A 22,882-nucleotide genomic window follows, 5' to 3' on the forward strand; every position below is an offset into this window, starting at 1 on the left:
GTGGGCAATGCGAAGCGCTGGGGCAGCGAGGGGGCGCTGGGGGCAGCGCGGGGGCGCCTTGAGCAGCGCGGGGAACGCGAGGTCGCGCGGCTGGGGGGGGCGCGAAGAACGCTTGGTCGCGCCGTCGGGGGCGCGGTGAACGCATGGGTGCGCCGGGGGCAGCGGGGTCGGTTCACCCGCCGCCCCCGGCGGGGTCTGCGTTCTTACTGCTTCTGCGACAGGCGCTTGTTGAGCTCGCCCTCGACCTGCTTGGCGGCGTCGGCGGGCGACTTACCGTTGAGCACCGCGGTCATGTAGTTCTTGAGCGGGTTCGGCGGGTTCTCGACCGCGCCCCACTCCGGGATCAGCGGCGTGGTGCCGCCGCCGGCGGCGGCGGGAGCGGCGGCCTCGGCGGCCGCGTTGCCCTTGAGGTTGGACTCCAGGGACTTCTTGTTCGGGATCGTGCCGCCTTCCTTGGCGAACTGACCCTCGAACTTGTCCGACAGCGCGATCTTGAGGAACTCCTTGGCGAGCTCCTGCTTCTTGCTGGTCGCGGCGACCGCGAGGTTGGAGCCGCCGAGGAAGACACCCTCGGGCTTGTCCGCGGTGGCGCCGGGGATCGTGAAGTAGCCGATGTCCTTCTCGATCTTCTTGTTGGCCTTGATCGCGGTCGCGGCCTCCCAGCTCATGCCGATGAAGGCGCCGGTCTTGCCCTTGGCGAAGACCTCGGCCTGCTGCGGGGTGGCCTCGTCCTTGTTCTTCGGCGCCTTGGAGAGGTCCGCGAACTGCTTGTACGTCTTCATGGCCGCGGCGACCTTGGGGTCGTCGAGGTTGGAGACGTACTTGTCGCCGTCCTTCTTGACCAGCTCGGCGCCCTCACCGATGGTCAGGCCGACGAAGTGGTACCAGTTCTGGCCGGGCAGGTAGATCGGCTCGGCGTCGGTCTTCTCGCCGATCTGCTTGAGGTTCTTCAGGAACTCGGCGCGGGTCTTGGGGGTCTTCTTGATGCCGGCGTCGGCCCAGACCTTCTTGTTGTAGATGACGACGCGGTTGAGGACGAACCACGGCGCGGCGTACTGCTTGCCGTCGATGACCGAGGCCTTGTTCATCGACTCGGTCCAGTCGGCGCCGATGGTCTCCTTGAGGTCACCGAGCTCGGCGAGGCCGCCGGTCTTGGCGTACGCGGCGGTCTGGGTGTTGCCGATCTCGAAGACGTCCGGCGGGTTCTCCTCGGAGAGGGCGGTCGTCAGCTTCTGCTGAATGCCGTTCCACTGCTGGACCTCGAACTTCAGCTTCGCGCCGGTCTTCTTCTCGAAGGCGGCCGTGACGTCCTTCTGCCACTGGTCCGGCGTCGAGCCGTCCATGGCCCAGAGCGTCAGCGTCTCGCCCTTGAAGCCGTCCGCCCCGGACTTCTTGCCGTCCTTGTCGTCGCCGCCACACGCCGCGACCGAGACCAACATGCCCGCGACACCGATAGCCGCTATGAGCTTGCGCTTCACAGTCATCCTCCTTTGGATGCCAGCCAACCCCCCACCCGCAGCGACCAAGAGGACCGAAAGACTGCCCGTGGGACTGGACCTGGTCTTTAATGGTGTAGACCAGTACGGGGAGCTTGGCCTAGACCTTTATAGGTGTCAAGGGTGTATAAGAAGGGCAGTCACGTCCGTTATCGGACCGACACCTGAGTGGATACGGAGCCGTGTCGCGCCCCCGGAACACCCCGGGATCGCGGTCTCGCCCGAGCGGAGCGCGAGCTTCGCGCGAGCGGAGGGAGCCCTCGCTCCCGGACCGTGCCACGATGTGAGCCGCGACAGACGGAGGACCCGGTGACCACAGCACAGGAGCCGGTGACAACAGCAGCACAGGAGCCGGGAAGGCGGAGCATGGGCACAGAGGCGGGCAGTACCCAGGCCGGGGCGGGCACGTCCGTGACGGGCAAGGCGCCCGTGACCGGGACCCCGGCCGCCGCCACGACGGCGGACGGCTCGGGCCCCGGCAAGTCGGTGCGTCCGGCGCGGGTGCCCAAGTACTACCGCCTGAAGCGGCACTTGCTCGACATGACCGAGACCCTGCCGCCCGGCACCCCGGTCCCGCCCGAGCGCACCCTCGCCGCCGAGTTCGACACCTCGCGCACGACCGTGCGCCAGGCCCTGCAGGAGCTGGTCGTCGAGGGCCGCCTGGAGCGGATCCAGGGCAAGGGCACGTTCGTGGCCAAGCCGAAGGTCTCGCAGGCGCTCCAACTCACCTCGTACACCGAGGACATGCGGGCCCAGGGCCTGGAGCCGACCTCCCAGCTCCTCGACATCGGCTACATCACCGCCGACGACACCCTCGCCGGCCTCCTCGACATCGCCACCGGCGGCCGCGTCCTGCGCATCGAGCGGCTGCGCCTGGCCAGCGGCGAGCCGATGGCCATCGAGACCACGCACCTGTCGGCCAAGCGCTTCCCCGCGCTCAGACGCTCCCTGGTGAAGTACACCTCGCTCTACACCGCGCTCGCCGAGGTCTACGACGTGCACCTCGCCGAGGCCGAGGAGACCATCGAGACCTCCCTCGCCACCCCGCGCGAGGCCGGCCTGCTCGGCACCGACGTCGGCCTGCCCATGCTGATGCTGTCGCGGCACTCCCTCGACGGCCAGGGCCAGCCGGTGGAGTGGGTGCGGTCGGTGTACCGGGGCGACCGGTACAAGTTCGTGGCCCGCCTCAAGCGGCCGCAGGACTGACCCGCGCGGGCAGCCCGGCAGCCCCTGCGGCACGCCCGTACGACCCCAGTCCCGTCCGCCCCGTAGCGCGGATCACATTCCTGCCCTACCGTCCTCCCGTCACCGCAGATCGTGAACGGGAGGACGGCCCGTGCGCACAGCGAGCCCCAAGAGCATCGCCCTCTGGACAGTCGTCGCCCTCGTCGGCGCCTCCGGCTGGACCGTACTCGCCCTCTCCCGGGACGAGGAGGTGTCCGCCGCCTGGATGGTGGCCGCCGCCCTCGGCTCGTACGCCATCGCCTACCGCTTCTACGCGAAGTTCATCGCGTACAAGGTGCTCAAGGTCGACAAACGCCGGGCCACCCCCGCGGAGCGCCTCGACAACGGCATCGACTACCACCCGACCGACCGGCGGGTGCTGCTCGGCCACCACTTCGCGGCCATCGCGGGCGCCGGGCCGCTGGTCGGTCCCGTGCTCGCCGCCCAGATGGGTTATTTGCCGGGCACGATCTGGATCATCGCGGGGGTGATCTTCGCGGGGGCCGTGCAGGACATGGTGGTCCTGTTCTTCTCCACCCGTCGCGACGGCCGCTCGCTCGGCCAGATGGCGCGGGACGAGATCGGCCCGTTCGGCGGGGCCGCGGCGCTGCTCGCCGCCTTCGCCATCATGATCATCCTGCTCGGCGTGCTCGCCCTGGTGATCGTGAACGCGCTCGCGGAGTCGCCGTGGGGCACCTTCTCCATCGCGATGACCATCCCGATCGCCCTGTTCATGGGCTTCTACCTGCGGATCCTGCGGCCGGGCCGGGTCAGCGAGGTCTCGCTCATCGGGGTCGCGCTGCTGCTGTTCGCGCTGATCGCGGGGCGCTGGGTGGCGGAGTCCTCGTGGGCGGAGGCGTTCACGCTCGCGCCGTCGACGCTGGTGATCTGGCTGGTGGCGTACGGCTTCATCGCCTCGATCCTGCCGGTGTGGATGCTGCTCGCGCCGCGCGACTACCTGTCGACGTTCATGAAGATCGGCACCATCGTGCTGCTCGCGCTCGGCGTCCTCATCGCGCTGCCGACGCTGAAGATGGACCCGGTCACCGACTTCGCCTCGCGTGGCGACGGTCCCGTCTTCGCGGGCTCGCTCTTCCCGTTCGTGTTCATCACCATCGCGTGCGGCGCGCTCTCCGGCTTCCACTCCCTGATCTCCTCCGGCACGACGCCGAAGATGATCCAGAAGGAGACGCAGGTCCGGATGATCGGCTACGGCTCCATGCTGATGGAGTCGGCGGTGGCGATCATGGCCCTGGTGGCCGCGTCGATCATCGACCCGGGCCTCTACTTCGCGATGAACGCGCCGGCGGGCGTGGTCGGCGACACCGTGCAGGAGGCGTCGAAGGCCGTCGCGGGCTTCGGATACACCATCTCCCCCGAGGACTTGGCGCAGGCGGCGAAGAACGTGGAGGAGAGTTCGCTGCTCTCGCGCACCGGTGGCGCGCCCACGCTCGCGATCGGCGTCTCGGAGATCTTCTCCAAGGTCACCGGCGGCTCGCTGAAGGCCTTCTGGTATCACTTCGCGATCATGTTCGAGGCGCTGTTCATCCTCACGGCGCTCGACGCCGGCACGCGCGTGGGCCGGTTCATGCTCCAGGACATGCTGGGCAACGTCTACAAGCCCTTCAGGAACATCAGCTGGAAGCCCGGCCTCGTCCTCACCAGCGCCGCCGTGACCGGCCTGTGGGGCTACTTCCTCTGGGTCGGCGTGCACGAGCCGCTCGGCGGCATCAACCAGCTCTTCCCGATCTTCGGCATCGCCAACCAGCTGCTCGCGGCCGTCGCCCTCGCCGTCTGCACCACCCTGCTCGTGAAGTCCGGCCGCCTCAAGTGGGCCTGGATCACCGGCGTCCCGCTGGTCTGGGACGCCACGGTGACCCTCACCGCGAGCTGGCAGAAGGTGTTCTCCAGCGACCCGCGCGTCGGCTTCTTCAAGCAGCGCTCGATCTACCAGGACGCCATCGACGACGGCAAGGTCCTGCCGCCCGCCAAGTCGATGGACGACATGCACACCGTCGTCACCAACTCCACGGTGGACGGCGTCCTTTCGGCCGCGCTCGCGCTGCTCATCCTGATCGTGATCGCCGACGCGCTCCGCGTCTGCGTCCGCCACATCCGCGATCCGCTGTCCTCGAAGCTCAGCGAGGCGCCCTTCGTGGAGTCCAGGACGGTCGCGCCCGCCGGTCTTTTCGCGACGAAGGAGGAGAAGACCGAGATCGCGGCGGCCGCGGAACGGGAGAAGGCGGGCTCGTCATGAGCGGCCCCCTGCTGCGCGCGCTGCGCGGAATCCGTTGGTACGTAAGGGAGTTGACGGACGAGTCCGCGTACGAGCGGTACGTGGCGCACGTCCGCAAGGACCACCCGGCCGCGGCCGTGCCGAGCCGCCGCGCGTTCGAGCGGATGCGGACGGACCGGCAGGAGTCGGACCCCCGGCAGGGCTTCCGCTGCTGCTGAGTCCGCCGTTGAGCAGGCACGACGGCACTTCCGGTACCCGTCCGTTATACGGACGGGGGTTCCGTGCCGCGAGATCCCTGACTTAGATTTCCCGCACATTAAGAACGGGATAAGTGAGGGAACGGAGCCGCGGTATGTCAGATGCGCCTGAAGTGCCAGTTGCGCCTGAAGTGAGACAGCCGACGGTCACGCCGGTCCGCGTGGTCATCGCCCTCTGCCTGGTGGCGCCCTTCGTGGCGATGCTCTGGGTGAGTTCGTACGCGAAGGTCGACCCGGCCTTCATCGGGATCCCGTTCTTCTACTGGTACCAGATGCTGTGGGTGCTGATATCGACCGCGCTCACCATGGTCGCGTACCAGCTCTGGCAGCGTGACCAGCGCGCCCGCAAGGCCCACGCGGCCCACCAGGAAGGGGCGTCCCGGTGAACGACGGCGTCAACGGCGTCGCGCTCGCCGTCTTCATCTTCTTCTTCCTCGCGGTCACCGTCATGGGCTTCCTGGCGTCCCGCTGGCGCAAGGCCGAGAACGAGCAGAGCCTCGACGAATGGGGCCTGGGCGGCCGGTCGTTCGGCACCTGGGTGACCTGGTTCCTGCTCGGCGGCGACCTCTACACCGCGTACACCTTCGTGGCCGTCCCGGCGGCCATCTACGCGGCGGGCGCGGCCGGCTTCTTCGCCGTGCCGTACACGATCCTGGTCTATCCGCTGATCTTCACGTTCCTGCCGCGCCTGTGGTCGGTCTCGCACAAGCACGGGTACGTGACGACGTCGGACTTCGTCCGAGGCCGCTTCGGCTCCAAGGGGCTCTCACTGGCCGTGGCGGTCACCGGCATCCTCGCGACGATGCCCTACATCGCGCTCCAACTGGTCGGCATCCAGGCCGTCCTGGACGTGATGGGCGTCGGCGGCGGCGAGGACACCAACTGGTTCATCAAGGACCTGCCGCTGCTCATCGCCTTCGGCGTGCTCGCCGCGTACACCTACTCGTCCGGTCTGCGGGCGCCCGCGCTGATCGCGTTCGTGAAGGACACCCTGATCTACATCGTGATCGTGGTGGCCATCATCTACATCCCGATCAAGCTCGGCGGCTTCGACGACATCTTCAGCGCCGCCAACGAGAAGTTCTCCGCGACGAACGAGGCCACCGGCAAACCCGTCGGCTCCCTGGTGCCGGGCGACGCGGGCACCTGGACGTACGCGACCCTGGCCCTCGGCTCCGCGCTCGCCCTCTTCATGTACCCGCACTCGATCACGGCGACGCTCTCCTCGCGCAGCCGCGACGTGATCCGCCGCAACACCACCATCCTGCCGCTGTACTCGCTGATGCTCGGCCTGCTCGCGCTGCTCGGGTTCATGGCGATCGCGGCCGGGGTGAAGGTCGAGAACGGGCAGTTGGCGATCCCCCAGCTGTTCGAGGACATGTTCCCCGACTGGTTCACGGGCGTCGCCTTCGCGGCCATCGGCATCGGCGCGCTCGTCCCGGCGGCCATCATGTCCATCGCGGCCGCGAACCTCTTCACCCGCAACATCTACAAGGACTTCCTGAAGCCCGACGCGACGCCCGAGCAGGAGACGAAGGTCTCCAAGCTGGTCTCGCTCCTGGTGAAGGTGGGCGCGCTCGCCTTCGTCCTCACCATGGACAAGACCGTCGCCATCAACTTCCAGCTGCTCGGCGGCATCTGGATCCTGCAGACCATGCCCGCGCTCGTCGGCGGCCTGTTCACGCGCTGGTTCCACCGGTGGGCGCTGCTCGCCGGGTGGGCGGTCGGCATGGTCTACGGCACGGTCGCCGCGTACGGCGTCGCCTCGCCGACGCAGAAGCACTTCGGCGGGTCGTCCAAGGAGATCCCGGGCATCGGTGAGATCGGCTACATCGGCCTGACGGCCTTCGTCCTGAACGTCGTCGTGACCGTCGTCCTCACCTTCGTCCTGAAGGCCCTCAAGGCCCCCGACGGCGTCGACGAGACGTCCCCGGAGGACTACACCGCGGACGCCGGCGACAAGGGCGTGGCGGTCGAACTGCCGAAGGTGGGTGCCGGGCACTGACGTCCCGGGCTCCCGCCCACCCTGGAGGCCGCCGCGTTCCGCACGGGACGCGGCGGCCTTCGCCGTGCCGCCTCCGGGCCCGAACCGGCGTACGAAAGAATGGGCCCATGCCGCGTCCTCGCCTCCTGCTCCCCGCCGCCCTGCTGCTGCTCGCGCCCCTCGCCCTCACCGGCTGCGGCTCCGAGGACGCGGGCTCCGGCGCGGGTTCGACGCCGTCCCGCGCCGAGCTGGAGGCCCGCGCCCAGGCCGCCCAGACCCGCACGGAGCACGTGTACGTGACCGAGGCCGACGGGTTCACGCTGGCGAAGCAGTCGGTGGGTGTCCTGGGGGACGACGGGTTCCAGGCGGTGTACGTGGCGAAGGAGGGCGGCGGGCAGATCAAGGTCGACGTGGAGCGGGGCACCGTCGACGACAAGTCCTGCCGAGGCCTCTACCCGCCCGCGAAGCGCTGCGAGAAGGACGGCAAGGGCTGGTACCGCACGCCGGGCCCCGGCTCGTCCGACAGCACCGACGCGTCCGGCTCCTGGCACGCGTACGTCCGCTCCGAGCACGGCCTGCGCGTCCAGCTCTCCGCCGACCCCGGCCTCGTGGACCGCGACACCCTGCGCGCCGCCGCCGAGAAGGCCCACCACGCGGACGCAGCCGAGCTGGACGCCGTACTGCCGGAGAAGACCTCCCCCGCCGCGCCGGTGGAGCGCGGCGACATCCCCCGCGACGGCGACGGCGCGCCCCAGGACCCGCCGGGCGCGGGCGGCTGAACGACGCCCGCAGCCGACGGCCGGGCGGGGCCGCAGCGACCGCTGAGCGAGCCCTGGGCGGCCTCCGGACGCCGCCCCGGAATGCCACGCCCCGCCCCCGAGTTGAGGTTCAGGGCGCCCCGTCCCGCGACAGCGTCACTACCCTCCGACACAACATCTAGGGGTGGCACCGAAAGCCAGCACAAGATGTATGCTCGTCCTCGCTGTCGCCGCAGGGGAATCCGGTGCAAGTCCGGAACTGTCCCGCAACGGTGTACTGGTACGCATTTGTGCGCTCGCGCCCGCAACATGCGCCGGTGAGTCCGACGACCTGCCGACAGCGCACCTGGACCGTCCGGTCCGGGTGCCGAGACGTCCGGGCCTCGAGGAATGGGTTGGTGGACGCGGAGTCGCCCCTGCGCGGGCGCAGCCGCGCCGTGCCGCTCTCCAAAGGCCCAGAGCCGAGCGAGGGAGAGCACCACGTGACCATCGCGCCCGCCGAACCCGCGTCAGCGCAGGCCGCCGAGCAGGCCGAGGCCCAGCAGGCCGCGCAGACCACCGACGGACCGGGGACCGCCCTGCTGCGCGTCCTGACCGACCTCACCGCCGACCTCCCCGACGCCGACCCCGGCCGGGTCGCCGCCGCCGCGCTGCGCGGCCGTTCGGCCAAGGCCGACGAGGTGGAGCTGCGGGAGCTCGCGACCGAGGCGGCCGCCGGGCTCATCTCCGAGGACCCCGCGTACTCGCAGCTCGCGGCCCGGCTCCTGACCATCGGTATCCGCGAGGAAGCCGCCTCGCAGGGCGTCACGTCGTTCTCCCAGTCTGTCGCCGTCGGCCACCGTGAGGGCCTGATCGCGGACCGCACCGCCGAGTTCGCCACGCTGCACGCGGAGCGCCTCGACGGCCTCGTGGACGCCGCGCTCGCCGACGGCGCCGACCGCCGCTTCGGCTATTTCGGCCTGCGCACCCTGCACAGCCGCTATCTGCTCCGGCACCCGATCACCCGCAAGGTCGTCGAGACCCCGCAGCACTTCATGCTGCGCGTGGCCGCCGGTCTCGCCGAGGACACCTCCGAGCGGGCCCTCGACGAGGTCGCCGCGCTCTACCGCCTGATGAGCCGTCTGGACTACCTGCCGTCCTCGCCGACGCTCTTCAACTCCGGCACCCGGCACCCGCAGATGTCGTCCTGCTACCTCCTCGACTCGCCGCTCGACGAGCTGGACTCCATCTACGACCGCTACCACCAGGTCGCGCGGCTCTCCAAGCACGCCGGCGGCATCGGGCTCTCCTACTCCCGCATCCGCTCGCGCGGCTCCCTGATCCGCGGCACCAACGGGCACTCCAACGGCATCGTGCCGTTCCTGAAGACCCTCGACGCCTCCGTCGCCGCCGTGAACCAGGGCGGCCGCCGCAAGGGCGCCGCCGCGGTCTACCTGGAGACCTGGCACTCCGACATCGAGGAGTTCCTGGAGCTGCGGGACAACACCGGCGAGGACGCCCGGCGCACCCACAACCTGAACCTGGCGCACTGGATCCCCGACGAGTTCATGCGCCGCGTCGCCGCCGACCAGGCGTGGTCGCTGTTCTCCCCGGCCGACGTGCCCGAGCTCGTCGACCTGTGGGGCGAGGAGTTCGACGCCGCGTACAAGAAGGCGGAGGCGGCCGGTCTCGCGCAGAAGACCATCCCCGCCCGTGAGCTGTACGGCCGCATGATGCGCACCCTCGCGCAGACCGGCAACGGCTGGATGACCTTCAAGGACACCGCCAACCGCACCGCCAACCAGACGGCCGAGCCCGGCCACACCGTCCACTCCTCCAACCTCTGCACGGAGATCCTGGAGGTCACGGACGACGGCGAGACGGCCGTGTGCAACCTGGGTTCGGTGAACCTGGGCGCGTTCGTCGACACGGCGAGCGGTGACATCGACTGGGAGCGGCTCGACGCCACCGTGCGCACGGCCGTCACCTTCCTCGACCGCGTCGTGGACATCAACTTCTACCCGACCGAGCAGGCCGGGCGCTCCAACGCCAAGTGGCGGCCCGTGGGCCTCGGCGCGATGGGTCTGCAGGACGTCTTCTTCCAGCTGAAGCTGCCGTTCGACTCGCCCGAGGCGCGCGCCCTGTCCACCCGGATCGCCGAGCGCATCATGCTCGCGTCGTACGAGGCGTCGGCCGACCTCGCCGAACGGAACGGCCCGCTGCCCGCCTGGGAGAAGACCCGCACCGCGCGCGGCGTCCTGCACCCCGACCACTACGACGTCGAGCTGACCTGGCCCGAGCGCTGGGCGGCGCTGCGGGAACGCATCGGCAGGACGGGCATGCGCAACTCGCTGCTGCTCGCCATCGCGCCGACCGCGACCATCGCGTCCATCGCGGGCGTGTACGAGTGCATCGAGCCGCAGGTCTCCAACCTCTTCAAGCGCGAGACCCTGTCCGGCGAGTTCCTCCAGGTCAACTCCTACCTGGTGCAGGAGCTGAAGCGGCTCGGCGTGTGGGACGCGCAGACCCGCGAGGCGCTGCGCGAGTCCAACGGCTCGGTGCAGGGCTTCACCTGGGTCCCCCAGGACGTCCGCGACCTGTACCGCACGGCCTGGGAGATCCCGCAGCGCGGCCTCATCGACATGGCCGCCGACCGCACGCCGTTCCTGGACCAGGCGCAGTCCCTGAACCTGTTCCTGGAGACGCCCACCATCGGCAAGCTCTCCTCGATGTACGCCTACGCCTGGCAGCGCGGCCTGAAGACCACGTACTACCTGCGCTCGCGCCCGGCGACGCGCATCGCCCGCGCGGCGTCCGGCCAGGCCGCCGCCGCTGCCCCCGTCCCCCAGCAGGTGAGCGACCCCGAGGCGATCGCCTGCTCCCTGGAAAACCCCGAGTCCTGCGAGGCCTGCCAGTAATGTCCCAGTCCGACCTGCACACCACCACGACGTCTGGTGAGAAGAACCTGCTCGACCCGGGCTTCGAGCTGACCCTGCGCCCGATGCGCTACCCGGACTTCTACGAGCGCTACCGCGACGCGATCAAGAACACCTGGACCGTCGAGGAGGTCGACCTCCACTCGGACGTGGCCGACCTGGCCAAGCTCACGCCCGAGGAGCAGCACCTGATCGGCCGTCTGGTCGCGTTCTTCGCGACCGGCGACTCGATCGTGGCGAACAACCTCGTGCTCACCCTGTACAAGCACATCAACTCCCCGGAGGCGCGGCTCTACCTGAGCCGGCAGCTGTTCGAGGAGGCCGTGCACGTCCAGTTCTATCTGACGCTGCTCGACACCTATCTCCCCGACCCGGACGACCGCGCCGCCGCCTTCGCGGCCGTGGAGAACATCCCGTCCATCCGGGAGAAGGCCGAGTTCTGCTTCAAGTGGATGGACTCGGTGGAGAAGCTGGAGCGCCTGGAGTCCCAGGCCGACCGGCGCCGGTTCCTGCTCAACCTGATCTGCTTCGCGGCGTGCATCGAGGGCCTGTTCTTCTACGGTGCCTTCGCCTACGTCTACTGGCTGCGCAGCCGCGGTCTGCTGCACGGCCTCGCGACCGGCACCAACTGGGTGTTCCGCGACGAGACGATGCACATGAGCTTCGCCTTCGACGTCGTCGACACCGTCCGCAAGGAGGAGCCGGAGCTGTTCGACGACCAGCTGCAGCAGCAGGTCACGGATATGCTGAAGGAGGCGGTCGACGCCGAGCTGCAGTTCGCGCGCGACCTGTGCGGTGACGGCCTGCCCGGCATGAACACCGAGTCGATGCGCGAGTACCTGCAGTGCGTCGCCGACCAGCGCCTCCAGCGCCTCGGCTTCGCGCCGGTCTACGGCTCCGAGAACCCGTTCTCGTTCATGGAGCTGCAGGGCGTTCAGGAGCTGACCAACTTCTTCGAGCGGCGCCCGTCGGCGTACCAGGTCGCCGTGGAGGGTTCGGTCTCCTTCGACGACGAGTTCTGAGCCGGGCGCGGCGCCGGGTCCTTGGCCCGGCGCCGGACCGGTCCCTGTGCCGGGCTCCGGGTCGGGCTCTGGGCCGGGGGCTGCTGTCCCCGCTCGGCCTCGCGCAGCTGGCGGTCGATCCGCCGGTCGTGGGCGTGGCCGACCAGCGAGGGCAGCGCCATCAGCAGGAAGACTCCGAGGACGGCCAGCGTGTTGAGTGCGTCGTGTGCGTTCATGACGTCCACTCTCGCGCCGGCCGTCCTTCGCCGTCAGTGGCAGGACTGCCGTACGACCTCGATTTCCTGCCAGCCCTGCGGCACACTGGCAGGATGCTGAACAACGTGGCCGCCGTCGTGCTCGACGGCGTGCATCCCTTCGAACTCGGCGTCGTGTGCGAGGTGTTCGGCCTCGACCGCAGCGACGAGGGGCTGCCGGTGTACGACTTCGCGGTCGCCTCCGCCGAGGGCCCCGTGCTCTCCACCCACGCCGGGTACTCGATCACCGCCTCGCACGGCCTCGACCGCCTCGAAGAGGCCGACCTCATCACCATCCCCGCCGGCGACTCCTACGTGACCAGGGCGTTCCCGCCCGAGCTGCTGGAAGCGCTGCGGCGCGCCGCCGACCGGGGCACCCGGGTGCTCAGCGTCTGCACGGGCGTCTTCGTGCTCGCCGCCGCCGGACTGCTCGACGGGCGGCACTGCGCCGTGCACTGGCGGCACGCCGAGGAGCTCAAGCGGCGCCATCCGCGCGCGATCGTCGAACCGGACGTCCTCTACGTCGACGCGGACCCCGTCATCACCTCCGCGGGCACCGCCGCGGGCATCGACGCCTGCCTGCACCTGGTCCGCAAGGAGAACGGCATGGAGGTCGCCAACGCCATCGCGCGCCGGATGATCGTCCCGCCGCACCGCGACGGCGGCCAGGCCCAGTACATCGAGCGGCCGCTGCCCCGCACCCGCTGCGACACCGTCGGCGAGGTGCTCGCCTGGATGGAGCGCCACCTCGACCGGGAACTGACCGTCGACCAGCTCGCCGCCCGCGCCCACATGTCGCCGCGCACGTTCGCGCGCCGCTTCCAGCAGGAGACGGGCACCACGCCCTACCGCTGGCTGCTGCGCCAACGCCTGCTTCGCGCGCAGGAGTTGCTGGAGGCGACGGACGAGACGGTGGACGCGATCGCGGGCCGCGCCGGCTTCGGGAACGCGGCCGCGCTGCGCCATCAGTTCGTGCGCGCGCTCGGCACGACGCCCAACGCCTACCGCCGTACGTTCCGCGGGCCCGGGGCCGACTCGGCCGCCTGAGGGCGGGGGCGAGCCGGCCGCGGGCCCGGGGTCAGCGCCGTTCGGCGCGCAGAACCAGCTTCTTCGGGTGCAGCGTGATGCCGACCTTGGTGGCCGCGTTCGTCGTGTCGACCGGGCTGAGGCGCCACTTCCGCAGGACGGTGGCCAGAATGAGCGTCAGCTCCGCCAGACTGAAGTGATCGCCGGGGCACTTACGGTTGCCGACGCTGAACGGCATCATCGCGAACTCCGGCACGCTCGCGGCGCGTTCCGGATTCCAGCGGTCCGGGTCGAACTCCAGATGCCGCTCGAACGAACGCGGATCGCGTTGCATCGCGTACACGCTGTAGACGATGTCCGCGTCGGCCGGAATGCGATAGCCGCCGAGGTCGGTCTCGGCCACCGAGCGGCGCGTGAAAATCCACGCGGCCGGACGTATCCGCATCGCCTCCGTGACGACATTGCGGGTGTGCGACAGCTCCTTGAGATCGGCGAACGCCACCGGGCGACCCGACGCCACGGAATTTACTTCTTCAACCAACCGCCTTTCCTGATCGGGGTGTTCGGTGAGCAGATGGAACGTCCACGCCAGCGTGGACGCGACATTCTCCGCGCCCGCGACGACAAGGGAGACCACGTGGTCGTGGATCTCCTGATCGGCGAGCGGCTCTCCCGTTTCGTCGCGGGCCCGCAGCAATTCGGCCAGGAGGTCCTGTTCCTGGCCGGTGCCGAGGGCGCGGCGTTCGGCGATGATCTCGTCGACGAGCGCGTGCAGGTCCGCGAGCGCGCGCTCGAAGCGCCGGTTCGCGGGGGTCGGCACGCGGTAGAGCGGGCCGACGGAGAGCACCATGCGGCGGTAGAGCCCTTCGAAGACGGTGTGCAGCGACTCGCTGATGCGGTCCGCCTTCTCGCCGATCGAGTCGACCTCAAGGAGCGAGCGGGACACGATGCGCACGGCGGTGCGGAACATCTCCGCGCTCACGTCCACCGTGCCGCCGTGGTCCCAGCGGGCGGCCGTCGCCTGGGCCTCCTCGGCCATCACGCGAGCGTAGTCGGCGATGCGCTCGGCTCTGAACGCGGGCTGCATCATGCGGCGCTGGCGGCGGTGCAGCTGGCCGTTGCTGGTGGCCACGCCCTTGCCGAGCAGGACTTCGAGGGTGTCCCAGAGGGGCCCGCCGACGATGTACTCGGGGCTCTTGAGCATCCGCCCGACCAGTTCGGGGTCGTTCACCGCGTACGCGGTCTTCGGCCCCAGCCTGATCCGGACGAGATCCCCATGGTCACGCAGGGCGGCGAGGAAGCCGAGCGGGTCGCGCACCAAGTTCCAGGCGTGGCCGAGAACCGGTGCTCCGCCCTGTACCACCGGTGGGATGCGCAGCTGTGCGGTGGCCGTGGTCGCGGGTATCGCGGATGCCGTGGATTCGACGGTCATTCTTCACCACCAGAGGGATCGGTTTCTGCCAGGTCGGTGCTCGGGAATTCGGGAACTCCGGCGTCGGACACATACGGGGGAAGAGCCCGGTCGTCCCAACTGTCGACGCGATACCTGCCGGATTCGTGGTGGAACCAGTACACGGAACTGAACCAGTTCCGCATGTTGAAGACACAGGATTGGAGCGCGGCGCCGATACGCTTTCCGTACGCACCGTCGGCCGCCATTTCGTCGGCCAGCAGAAGGAGTTCCGGCTCCACTGCCAGAAAGTCACCGACGCAGTCGCTCACGCGCCGGTGCACTTCCGCCACCGTCTCCTCCAGCGAGAGTCCCTCGTGCTGCATGAGGGATATTCCGAGGTTGTGCACCTCGTCGCCCGCCAATTCCTTGGGGAGCGAGCAGAGGTCGTTGTACCAGGCGGAGAAATCCTGGGTCGCGAGCGCCGCCGCGCGATATGCCGGATGCCTGCGGACGGAATCCGGCAATTCGCAGCGCGCGGTGGGCTCGAGCAGATCGATCCACACCCAGTGCGCGAAGGTGAGGCGGCGCAGTTCCACGTACGCCTCGACGGTCGGGACGGTCCCGGTACGGCGGTTGCCGAACTCGTGGTCGTACGCGTCGATCACCGGGTGGAAGTGCCGGGCGAACCGCGCGTTCCAGCGTGGCCCGAGGTGCGAGTAGAGCCTCAGGACGCAGTCCGCGAAGCCCGCGACCAGTGGATCCGGATGGTTCAGTTGCTCTCGCGGGTGCTCCAGGGTCGCGTGCAGCCCCCGGCACAGCCGCCGCCACTGCGCCGTCCTGCCGTGCACCGCGTCCCGGTCGTGCCGGTCGTCCCAGCCGAAGAACCAGGAGCTCAAGTCCGCGATGGCGTCGAGCAGTTCGTCCGGGGCGCCGATGTAGTACCCAGCGACCAGGTCGGTGTAGCAAAGGCTGTCGGCATATGCCGCAACCATGTCGGGGGGCATGAGACGCTTTTCCAGGAGCCATGCCCGCGAGTTCTCCTGAAGCTTTGGCCAATACGGATGCAGATGTCGGGGAAACTCCGACTCCACCACCGGAAGGGCCAGCGGGGGCGGTACCGATACCGCCACCGTTCGAACGCCCGGACGCACCGGTCCGGTCGGCTTGCGGCGTTGCCGCGGGACGCGTTCCGCCGCATATGCCGGAAGCCTTGTCGGTTCCCGTGCTGTCCGGTCCGACCGTGAAGTGCTGTGTGAGGAAGCAGGCACGAACTAACCCCTCTCGACCGCCTGAGGACACACGCCCCTCCCGCCGTGCCGGGCGCGCGCCGTTGCGTATCCCCGCGCTTTCCATTCAGCACCACAACTGACCGTTCAGGGAACAGATTTGCGCCATTCACTACCCCGGTGTGCCGAGAACATCCCCTTACGTGACTGAATATGGATCACCGGCGTCCGATCGTGGGCTAGTCCTGTCCTGTTCTGCGCGGGTACAGCAGCGGCCCCTGGTCAGTGGGGTGTTCCCGACCAGGGGCCGCTGCTGTCACGTGCTTCCCACGCGCCTCAACCGGTGCGCAGTTCAGTCATTCGGCACCACGGGGTAGCGCGGAGTGCCTTCCTCCATCTGCCGCAGCGCGTCCTTGCGCTCCCGCTTGGAGAGCCGGTCGATGTAGAGATACCCGTACAGGTGGTCCGTCTCGTGCTGCAGGCAGCGCGCGAAGTAGCCGTTGCCGCGCACCTTGATGGGGTTGCCCCGCTCGTCCTGACCGGTCACGACGGCGTAGTCCGGGCGGGCGAGCGGCGCGTAGGCCGTCGGCACGGACAGGCAGCCCTCGCCCGAGTCGTCCAGGCTGCGCTGGTCGGCGGGCAGCTCCTGGAGCACGGGGTTGCACACCACGCCCACGTGCCGGACGCCGTCGTCGTCCATGCAGTCGTAGACGAAGACCTTCAGGTCCACGCCGATCTGGTTGGCGGCCAGGCCCACGCCCTGCGCGGTGCGCTGGCTGGCGAACATGTCGTCGACCAGCTTCGCGAGCTCGTCGTCGAAGGCGGAGACGTCCTTGCACTCCTTGTGCAGGACGGGGTTGCCGACGACCGTGATCGGCCGGGATGTGCCGCGCTCGCGGTAGGCCGTCTCGCGCTCCTCGGTGTCCTGCGTGTCGATGACGAAGCCCTCGTCGTCGACCGGCAGCACTCCGTCCGCGTAAGTCTGCTCAGTGTCCTGCGCCATGTCCGCCGTATGCCTTCTTCCTGGGAACCGCTGCCTGTGGTGCCCGTACAGGGTACGCGCGGCCTAGCAGACCTCTTCCAGGTCCCGCCAGTCCCTGGAGTCCGGGCTGTCGGCCACCCACCCGTCGAGCAGCCCCCGCACGAGCCCGGCCGGCGCGGCGAGGCCGCACTCGCGCTCCGGCACCCACAGCGCCCCCGGGCTGCGGTGCCCGAGCGGCCCCGGGTGCCCGGGCTCGCTGTGGTCGTGGGGGTCCAGGTGCTCCCCGTCCCCCTCGTCGCTCGGCATCCGCGACTCCGAGCACATCCGGCACAGCAGCCGCACGGACGACGACCAGTCCTCGGCGGCGAACCCGGCGTCGGCGGCGAGCCGCTCCAGGGCGTCCCTGTCCTCCTCGGTGGCGGCCTCCAGGAGGACCACCCACGTGGGCACCGGGGAGGGCGCCCAGAGCTCGATCTCGTCGAAGACGGGGTACGCGTGCCCGGCGGCCGTGGTCCGCTCGCCGTGCGGCACCCCGTCGTGCAGGACGACCTCGCCCCAGCGGCGCCCGGAGGACGGCAGCGGGATGGAGAGCACCTCTATCCGCGCCGGGTCCAGCCGGCGGCCCCACACGACCTCCGCCTCGCCCTCCGGCGAGAGCCGCACGGCCGCGCTGCCGAGCTCCATGCCCACGGGTTCACCCGTGGCGGCGACACCGCCGGGCACCTTCAGGCCGTACGCCTGCCAGGCGCGGCGCGCGAGCGGCCAGTCCTGGAGCGCGGTCGCCGCGATGCCCACGTTCCACCAGTCGGGGGCTCCCGCGGAGCGGTCGAGCAGCGCCACGGCCCGCAGGCCCGCGGCCCGCGCCTGCTCCCAGTCGTGCCGGAACTTGTGCAGGAGCGCGAGGTTGAACCAGGACTCGGACAGCCAGGGTTCGAGATCGGCGGCGCGTGTCAGGAGCGCGCCCGCGTCCTCGTAGCGACCGTCGCCGATGAGCGTGAACGCCCGGTCGGTGGCCTGCCGCCAGGAGGCGGAGGGCCGGTGCCGTCCCTTGCCGAAGATCCTCACGATTCCCGCCTGCCAGCTCTTGTCGGGGTCTACCCGCTGCCGTGCTGTCGCGCTCGCGCGCTTCCTTCGCATCCAACCACGGACCGTCGGACGGCCGCTCATTACCCATGGGTTACCCAGCTGGGCGCGGGGTCAGACGGCCCGTGGCACACACCACCGCGCCGTCACCCGCGCTCCCCCGCGGGCCCCTGGCGGAGCCCGTCGAAACCCTGGACCAAGGGCCCGTCCGAGCCCTCCGGGGGCGGCTCCGGCGGCCCGGGTGCCTGCCGCCTGTCCCCCGGCCTGCCCCGGCCCCGGGCGAGCACCCGTGCCAGGGCCTCCACGACCTCCGACTGGTAGTCCCTGCCGGTGGCGAGGCGCAGCCGCTCCAGGGCGCTGAGCGGTCCCTGTGGCCCGTGTTCCCGAGCCATCTCGTCGTATGCGTTCGCGACGCGCACGATGCGCGCCGTGAGCGGCTGGTCACGGTACGGATCGGCCTGGCGCTCCACGACCACGGCGACGTCGGCGGCGACACCTGTCTGGCGTACGACGGCGCCGCCGAGCAGCGCGATCCGGCGCTGCTCGGCCTCGGGCAGGGCTGCGGTGGCGCCCGCAGGGACGGGGTCGACGAGGGAGAGCTGGCCGATGTCGTGCATCAGGGCGGCGTGCTCGAGGACACCCAGGTCGGCGCCGCAGAGGCCGAGCTCGCGGCCGGTGGCGCGGCTGAGGTCGGCGACGCGGCGGGCGTGGCCGGGCGGGGTGTATCCGGCGATCTCGGTGGCACGGGCGAGGGAGGCGATGGTCTGCCGGTAGGTGGCGCGTACGGCCGCGTACCTGCGGAAGGCCAGCTGGGTGAGGAGCAGCGGCAGGCTGAGTACGGGCAGGGCCCACAGCCCGGCCACGGCGACCGCGAGCGCCATCACGGCCCCCGTCGCGCACACGGCGGACCCGATCCCCGCCAGGCCCCGCAGCTCGTCGCGCAGCAGCGGCCCGAAGGGCCACCCCGACCGGGCGTGCTTCAGGGCGGCGGCGAGCACGGCGTCGCACAGCGCGGTGAGCGCGAGGAGCGTCACGATGACGGCGGCGTAGCCGGGGCCGTGCCCGACGTGGACCGCCAACTGCCCGGAGTTGTAAAGAGGTTGGAAGCACAGTGCGGCGAAGGCCACGGCGAGCACCCGGCGGGCGATGCGGTCGAGGGACGGGCCACGGCCGAGCGCCACCTGCGGCACGGCCGCGACCAGGCCCGCCGCGACGACGACGGCGACGACCTGGAGGACCCCGTGGTGCGTCGGCCGCCCGCCGCACTCTCCGAGCAGGGCGTACGCGAGCGCCCCCGCGGACCCGAGCGGCGCGGGCTCCCGCTCCGCACCGCTCCCCCACCGCGCCAGCTCCCCGACGGCTATGAGCACCCCGAAGGCCAGCGCGACCCGCGGCTCCTCGGCGCCGCCCCAGAGCGTCGCCCCCAGCGCACCGGCGGCGAGGAGCCCGGCGGCGCCGCGGACCGCCCCCGGGACGACGGCGGGCAGCCGCGGCCCCTCGCCCGGGGTCACCGGCGGAGGGGGCGGAACGCTTCGGGGAGGCGCGGGGCGACACCGGCCTCGGAGTCGGGCGCGGGGTCGTCCGGCGGGAACGCGGCGGCGGCCGGGACGTCGTCCGGCGGGAACGCGGCGGCCGGAACGTCGTCCGACCGGAGCCCGGGGTCGGGCGCCACCGGCCCCGGGGCCGTCCGGACACCGCCCCCGGCCGTGACCTCCGAGTCCCACCCGTGCCGTTCCAGGGCCCGCGCCAGCGCCCCCACCATCGCCGCGTCGAACTGTGCTCCGGCGCAGCGTTCCAGTTCGGCGACGGCGGCCGGGACGGGGCGGGCGCGGCGGTAGGAGCGGGATGAGGTCATGGCGTCGAAGGCGTCGGCGACGGCGACGACGCGGGCGGACTCGGGGATCTGGGCGCCGGTCAGGCCGTAGGGGTAGCCGCTGCCGTCGATGCGCTCGTGGTGGTGCAGGATCGCCGCCCGCGCGTCGCCGAGGAAGCCGATGCCCCGGACCATCTCGTGACCGTACTCGGGGTGCAGCTCGATCACCCGGCGCTCCTCGGGTGTCAGCGGCCCCTCCTTGCGCAACAGCCGGGTGGGGACGCCGAGTTTGCCGACGTCGTGCAGGATCCCGGCGAACCGGAGGACCTCCACGCGCTCGTCGGCCATGCCCAGTTCACGGGCGATCAGGACGGCGGCGCGGCCGACGCGCTCGCTGTGGCCGCGGGTGTAGCGGTCCTTGAGGTCGACGGCCTGCACGAGTGCGCGGATGGTGGCCTGGTGGGCGGCGCGTTCGCGGTGGTACTGGGCGAACGCCCAGCACGAGACACCCATCGGAAGCAGCACGAGGAGGGCGGCGGGCGGGCCGTAGGGGCTCTGCCACAGGACGGCCATCATCAGCCCGGCGAGGCCGTGCACGGCGACGGGCGCGAGCGAGCGGGGCAGCAGTCCGCGCCAGGCGGTCCGCGCGGGCACCCCCTCGGCGGTCACGAGGATCCCGCCGTCGAGCGCGGCGAGGACCGCGGTGAAGGCGAGCACGGCGGCCGCGGCGGGCAGCAGGACGTACGGGAAGTCGGGCGCCGAAGCCGCCCCGGGCCCGCCGAGCACGGCGTACGCCTGTCCCGCGGCCCAGGCCGCCAGGGCGAGCTGCGCCGCCCGCCAGGCCCGGCGCAGCCCGCGCGGCTGCCGCTCGACGCGGGCGCACAGGGCGCCCGGTACGGCGACGAGGGCGGCGGCCGCGGGCGGCAGCAGGAAGACCCCGGCGAGCAGGACGGGGAAGAACGTGCGGGCGGCGACCTCGTGCCGCACGGCGCGCTCGCCCCCGGCGTACAGGGCGGCGAGCAGCGTGAGGACGGTCCACCGGGTGCCGGGGCCGAGCGCGGGCGCGACGCAGGCGGCGGCGCCGAGGGCGACGCACAGCACGTATCCGCGGGCGCCTGCCGGAACCGAGCGCATGGCCGCCTCCTCCCCGATCCAGGTCCGGAGATCCGGAGACTAGAACGGGGTTCGGGCATGCCACGGCTCGCAGCCGCGAATTAGCACCTTCGAGTGAGAAAGCGCGTGAGAAAGAAGAGAAACGAACGATCGACGGCCGAAATCCGCCGCCCGGATCAGGGCCCGGGGGGCCGGATCAGGCCGTGCCGTCCACCGGCGTCGCCGTCAGGTCCTGGTCGGGCACCGCCTGGCCCGAGCGGATCAGGTCGATCCGGCCCATCACCTTGGCCCGCAGGTCGGCGGGCACGTCGTCCTGGCCGCAGCAGCGCTTCACCAGCTTCTTGACCGCCTGCTCGAGGCCGTACTTCTCCAGGCACGGAGAGCACTCCTCGAAGTGCGTCTCGAACTTGGTGCAGTCACTGTCCGGCATCTCGTGGTCCAGGAACTCATAGAGATGGTCCAGGACCTCACTGCAGTCAGTCTCGTGCGGCTCTCCGCAGCTCATGAGCCCGAGCCTTTCGCTTCGTTCGACTCCCCGGCACCGGCCGGGACCAGGCCGCGGTCACGCGCGTAGTCCTCCAGCATGCCGCGGAGTTGGCGGCGGCCGCGGTGAAGACGGGACATCACCGTACCGATGGGTGTACCCATGATGTCGGCGATCTCCTTGTACGCAAAGCCCTCTACGTCCGCGAGATAGACGGCGATGCGGAATTCCTCCGGAATCGCCTGCAGCGCGTTCTTCACGTCGGAGTCCGGCAGGTGGTCGAGCGCCTGCGACTCGGCCGAGCGCAGACCGGTGGACATGTGCGACTCGGCGCGCGCGAGCTGCCAGTCCTCGATCTCCTCGGCGGCGCTGCGCTGGGGCTCGCGCTGCTTCTTGCGGTACGAGTTGATGAACGTGTTCGTGAGGATGCGGTACAGCCACGCCTTGAGGTTGGTGCCCTCGCGGAACTGGTGGAACGACGCGTACGCCTTCGCGTAGGTCTCCTGCACCAGGTCCTCCGCGTCCGCCGGGTTGCGCGTCATGCGCAGCGCCGCGGAGTACATCTGGTCGAGGAACGTCAGCGCGTCCCGCTCGAAGCGGGCCGTGCGCTCCGCGGCCGTCTCCTCGGGCTGCCCCGACTGCTCGGCGTGGCCGTTCTCGGTCCCTGCGTCGGTCCCAGTGACCGGACCCACCTCCTCCAACGACGTGGCGGGTCCGAAAGCGGCCCCACTCGAATCGGAGGATAGACGACGACCCCCTGCGCGCGCCGCCCGAATAGGAGCGGCCTTGGGCGCGCTCAGCACCGTCCACTCCAGGTCAGACGTGGTGGAGCGGTTCGGGCAGATGGTCGGTCCCATGCGGTGGGCTCCCTCTCGTACGAACGGCTGTCGGGGTCTGCTGGCGACAACAGCCGTCACGCACCCAACATTCCCGCCCACCGGACGACGGCGTCCGTGATGCGTTTCACGGCCTCGTCCTGTCCGATGTCGGCCCTTTTGGGCACGGCGAAGGAGTGGTCGCCGAAGGGGATCTCGACGAGTTCGTAGGCGCCGTCGGCGGGGAACTCCGCCGGTTTGCCGAAGGGGTCGTTGCCGCCCTGGACGACGAGGGTCGGCACTCCGGCGCCCAGGAGCTCGTCCGCGCGGGACTTCTCCGGCTTGCCGTTGGGGCCTCCCCTGCTCGAGCGAAGCCGAGAGCTTGGGGAAGGGTGCAGCGGGAAGCTGAGCGCCAGCACGGCCGCCGCGCCCAGTTCGCCCGCGGTGCGGCAGGCGACCCGGGCCCCGGCGCTGCGGCCGCCCGCGATCACGGGGAGGCCGGGCTTCGTGAGCGCGGGCCACAGGCCGCGCCAGCCGACGTCGAGGGTCTTGGGGGCGGGCGCCACCTTCTTGCCCGCGACGCGCCACGGCTGCTCCACCAGGGCGACGGTCACGCCGTGCGCGGGCAGCTCGGCGGCGATGGCCTGGAGGTCGCGCGCCTCGATGCCGCCGCCCGCGCCGTGGCTGACGGCGAGGACGAGCCGGGCCTTCCTCGCCGGGTGCCAGGTGATCCGGGCCGTACCGGCACCGGTCTCGACGGTCTCGCTGCGGGCCGCGCCGGACCCGCTCCTGGCCGTGTCGGCCGACTTGCTCTTGGTCACG

20 protein-coding genes and 1 riboswitch are annotated in these 22,882 nt (G+C 70.8%); of the genes, 9 read left to right on the top strand and 11 right to left on the bottom strand.

Going from position 1 to position 22,882, the window contains the following annotated elements:
- Positions 1–203: 203 nt before the first annotated feature.
- Positions 204–1,478, bottom strand: a complete 1,275-nt coding sequence (locus tag QUY26_RS12440; protein ID WP_289945998.1) for an extracellular solute-binding protein — start codon at positions 1,476–1,478, stop codon at positions 204–206.
- 384 nt (positions 1,479–1,862) lie between these two features.
- Here QUY26_RS12440 and QUY26_RS12445 point away from each other — a divergent pair, with 384 nt between their 5' ends.
- The 8 genes from QUY26_RS12445 to QUY26_RS12480 all read left to right on the top strand — a co-directional run bounded on the left by QUY26_RS12445 (position 1,863) and on the right by QUY26_RS12480 (position 11,892).
- Complete coding sequence (locus QUY26_RS12445) at positions 1,863–2,702, top strand: GntR family transcriptional regulator (protein WP_289945999.1); 840 nt, start codon at positions 1,863–1,865, stop codon at positions 2,700–2,702.
- Positions 2,703–2,832: 130 nt separating this feature from the next.
- The gene (locus tag QUY26_RS12450; RefSeq protein ID WP_289946001.1) at positions 2,833–4,977 is read left to right on the top strand and encodes a carbon starvation CstA family protein; all 2,145 of its coding nucleotides are present in this window, start codon (positions 2,833–2,835) and stop codon (positions 4,975–4,977) included.
- Positions 4,974–5,174, top strand: coding sequence for a YbdD/YjiX family protein (locus QUY26_RS12455; protein ID WP_289946002.1), 201 nt, complete (start codon positions 4,974–4,976; stop codon positions 5,172–5,174). The genes QUY26_RS12450 and QUY26_RS12455 overlap by 4 nt, the downstream gene beginning before the upstream one ends.
- Positions 5,175–5,308: 134 nt before the next feature.
- A complete protein-coding gene (locus QUY26_RS12460; RefSeq protein ID WP_289946004.1) occupies positions 5,309–5,599 on the top strand; it encodes a DUF3311 domain-containing protein in 291 nt (96 codons plus the stop codon).
- Positions 5,596–7,218, top strand: a complete 1,623-nt coding sequence (mctP, locus tag QUY26_RS12465; RefSeq protein ID WP_289946007.1) for a monocarboxylate uptake permease MctP — start codon at positions 5,596–5,598, stop codon at positions 7,216–7,218. Before QUY26_RS12460 ends, mctP begins: the two co-directional genes overlap by 4 nt.
- A gap of 107 nt (positions 7,219–7,325) precedes the next feature.
- Positions 7,326–7,976, top strand: coding sequence for a hypothetical protein (locus QUY26_RS12470; protein ID WP_289946008.1), 651 nt, complete (start codon positions 7,326–7,328; stop codon positions 7,974–7,976).
- Positions 7,977–8,166: 190 nt separating this feature from the next.
- Positions 8,167–8,308, top strand: a riboswitch (cobalamin riboswitch).
- Positions 8,309–8,437: 129 nt separating this feature from the next.
- Positions 8,438–10,852, top strand: coding sequence for a ribonucleoside-diphosphate reductase subunit alpha (locus tag QUY26_RS12475; RefSeq protein WP_289946010.1), 2,415 nt, complete (start codon positions 8,438–8,440; stop codon positions 10,850–10,852).
- Positions 10,852–11,892 (top strand): ribonucleotide-diphosphate reductase subunit beta, encoded by a 1,041-nt coding sequence (locus QUY26_RS12480; RefSeq protein ID WP_289946012.1) that lies wholly within the window; start codon positions 10,852–10,854, stop codon positions 11,890–11,892. The genes QUY26_RS12475 and QUY26_RS12480 overlap by 1 nt, the downstream gene beginning before the upstream one ends.
- Here the strand turns inward: QUY26_RS12480 and QUY26_RS12485 are convergent.
- Positions 11,805–12,107: a hypothetical protein gene (locus QUY26_RS12485; protein ID WP_289946013.1), complete on the bottom strand. Its 303-nt coding sequence runs from the start codon at positions 12,105–12,107 to the stop codon at positions 11,805–11,807. The two genes, QUY26_RS12480 and QUY26_RS12485, sit on opposite strands and share 88 nt — an antisense overlap.
- A 93-nt stretch (positions 12,108–12,200) precedes the next feature.
- Here QUY26_RS12485 and QUY26_RS12490 point away from each other — a divergent pair, with 93 nt between their 5' ends.
- Positions 12,201–13,172 (top strand): helix-turn-helix domain-containing protein, encoded by a 972-nt coding sequence (locus QUY26_RS12490; protein ID WP_289946015.1) that lies wholly within the window; start codon positions 12,201–12,203, stop codon positions 13,170–13,172.
- Positions 13,173–13,203: 31 nt separating this feature from the next.
- Here the strand turns inward: QUY26_RS12490 and QUY26_RS12495 are convergent, their stop codons facing one another.
- From QUY26_RS12495 to QUY26_RS12535, 9 genes are all read right to left on the bottom strand, one after another.
- Positions 13,204–14,583 carry a bifunctional albaflavenone monooxygenase/terpene synthase gene (locus QUY26_RS12495; protein ID WP_289946017.1) on the bottom strand — a complete coding sequence of 460 codons (1,380 nt, stop codon included), beginning with the start codon at positions 14,581–14,583 and terminating at the stop codon, positions 13,204–13,206.
- The gene (locus tag QUY26_RS12500) at positions 14,580–15,674 is read right to left on the bottom strand and encodes a terpene synthase family protein (protein WP_289946019.1); all 1,095 of its coding nucleotides are present in this window, start codon (positions 15,672–15,674) and stop codon (positions 14,580–14,582) included. Before QUY26_RS12500 ends, QUY26_RS12495 begins: the two co-directional genes overlap by 4 nt.
- A gap of 448 nt (positions 15,675–16,122) precedes the next feature.
- Complete coding sequence (gene def / locus QUY26_RS12505; RefSeq protein WP_289946021.1) at positions 16,123–16,773, bottom strand: peptide deformylase; 651 nt, start codon at positions 16,771–16,773, stop codon at positions 16,123–16,125.
- 63 nt (positions 16,774–16,836) lie between these two features.
- On the bottom strand, positions 16,837–17,817 hold the full coding sequence (locus tag QUY26_RS12510) for a tetratricopeptide repeat protein (protein WP_289955670.1): 981 nt from the start codon (positions 17,815–17,817) through the stop codon (positions 16,837–16,839).
- A 164-nt stretch (positions 17,818–17,981) separates the two neighbouring features.
- The gene (locus QUY26_RS12515) at positions 17,982–19,346 is read right to left on the bottom strand and encodes an HD-GYP domain-containing protein (RefSeq protein ID WP_436840309.1); all 1,365 of its coding nucleotides are present in this window, start codon (positions 19,344–19,346) and stop codon (positions 17,982–17,984) included.
- Positions 19,343–20,782 carry an HD-GYP domain-containing protein gene (locus QUY26_RS12520; RefSeq protein ID WP_289946024.1) on the bottom strand — a complete coding sequence of 480 codons (1,440 nt, stop codon included), beginning with the start codon at positions 20,780–20,782 and terminating at the stop codon, positions 19,343–19,345. The genes QUY26_RS12515 and QUY26_RS12520 overlap by 4 nt, the downstream gene beginning before the upstream one ends.
- 175 nt (positions 20,783–20,957) lie before the next feature.
- The gene (rsrA, locus tag QUY26_RS12525; RefSeq protein ID WP_190114428.1) at positions 20,958–21,266 is read right to left on the bottom strand and encodes a mycothiol system anti-sigma-R factor; all 309 of its coding nucleotides are present in this window, start codon (positions 21,264–21,266) and stop codon (positions 20,958–20,960) included.
- On the bottom strand, positions 21,263–21,937 hold the full coding sequence (locus QUY26_RS12530) for a sigma-70 family RNA polymerase sigma factor (protein ID WP_289946030.1): 675 nt from the start codon (positions 21,935–21,937) through the stop codon (positions 21,263–21,265). The genes rsrA and QUY26_RS12530 overlap by 4 nt, the downstream gene beginning before the upstream one ends.
- Before the next feature lie 221 nt (positions 21,938–22,158).
- Positions 22,159–22,881 (bottom strand): alpha/beta hydrolase family protein, encoded by a 723-nt coding sequence (locus QUY26_RS12535; RefSeq protein WP_289946031.1) that lies wholly within the window; start codon positions 22,879–22,881, stop codon positions 22,159–22,161.
- Position 22,882 lies beyond the last annotated feature (1 nt).

The sequence above is a fragment of the Streptomyces flavofungini genome (assembly GCF_030388665.1).
GTDB lineage: Bacteria > Actinomycetota > Actinomycetes > Streptomycetales > Streptomycetaceae > Streptomyces > Streptomyces flavofungini_A.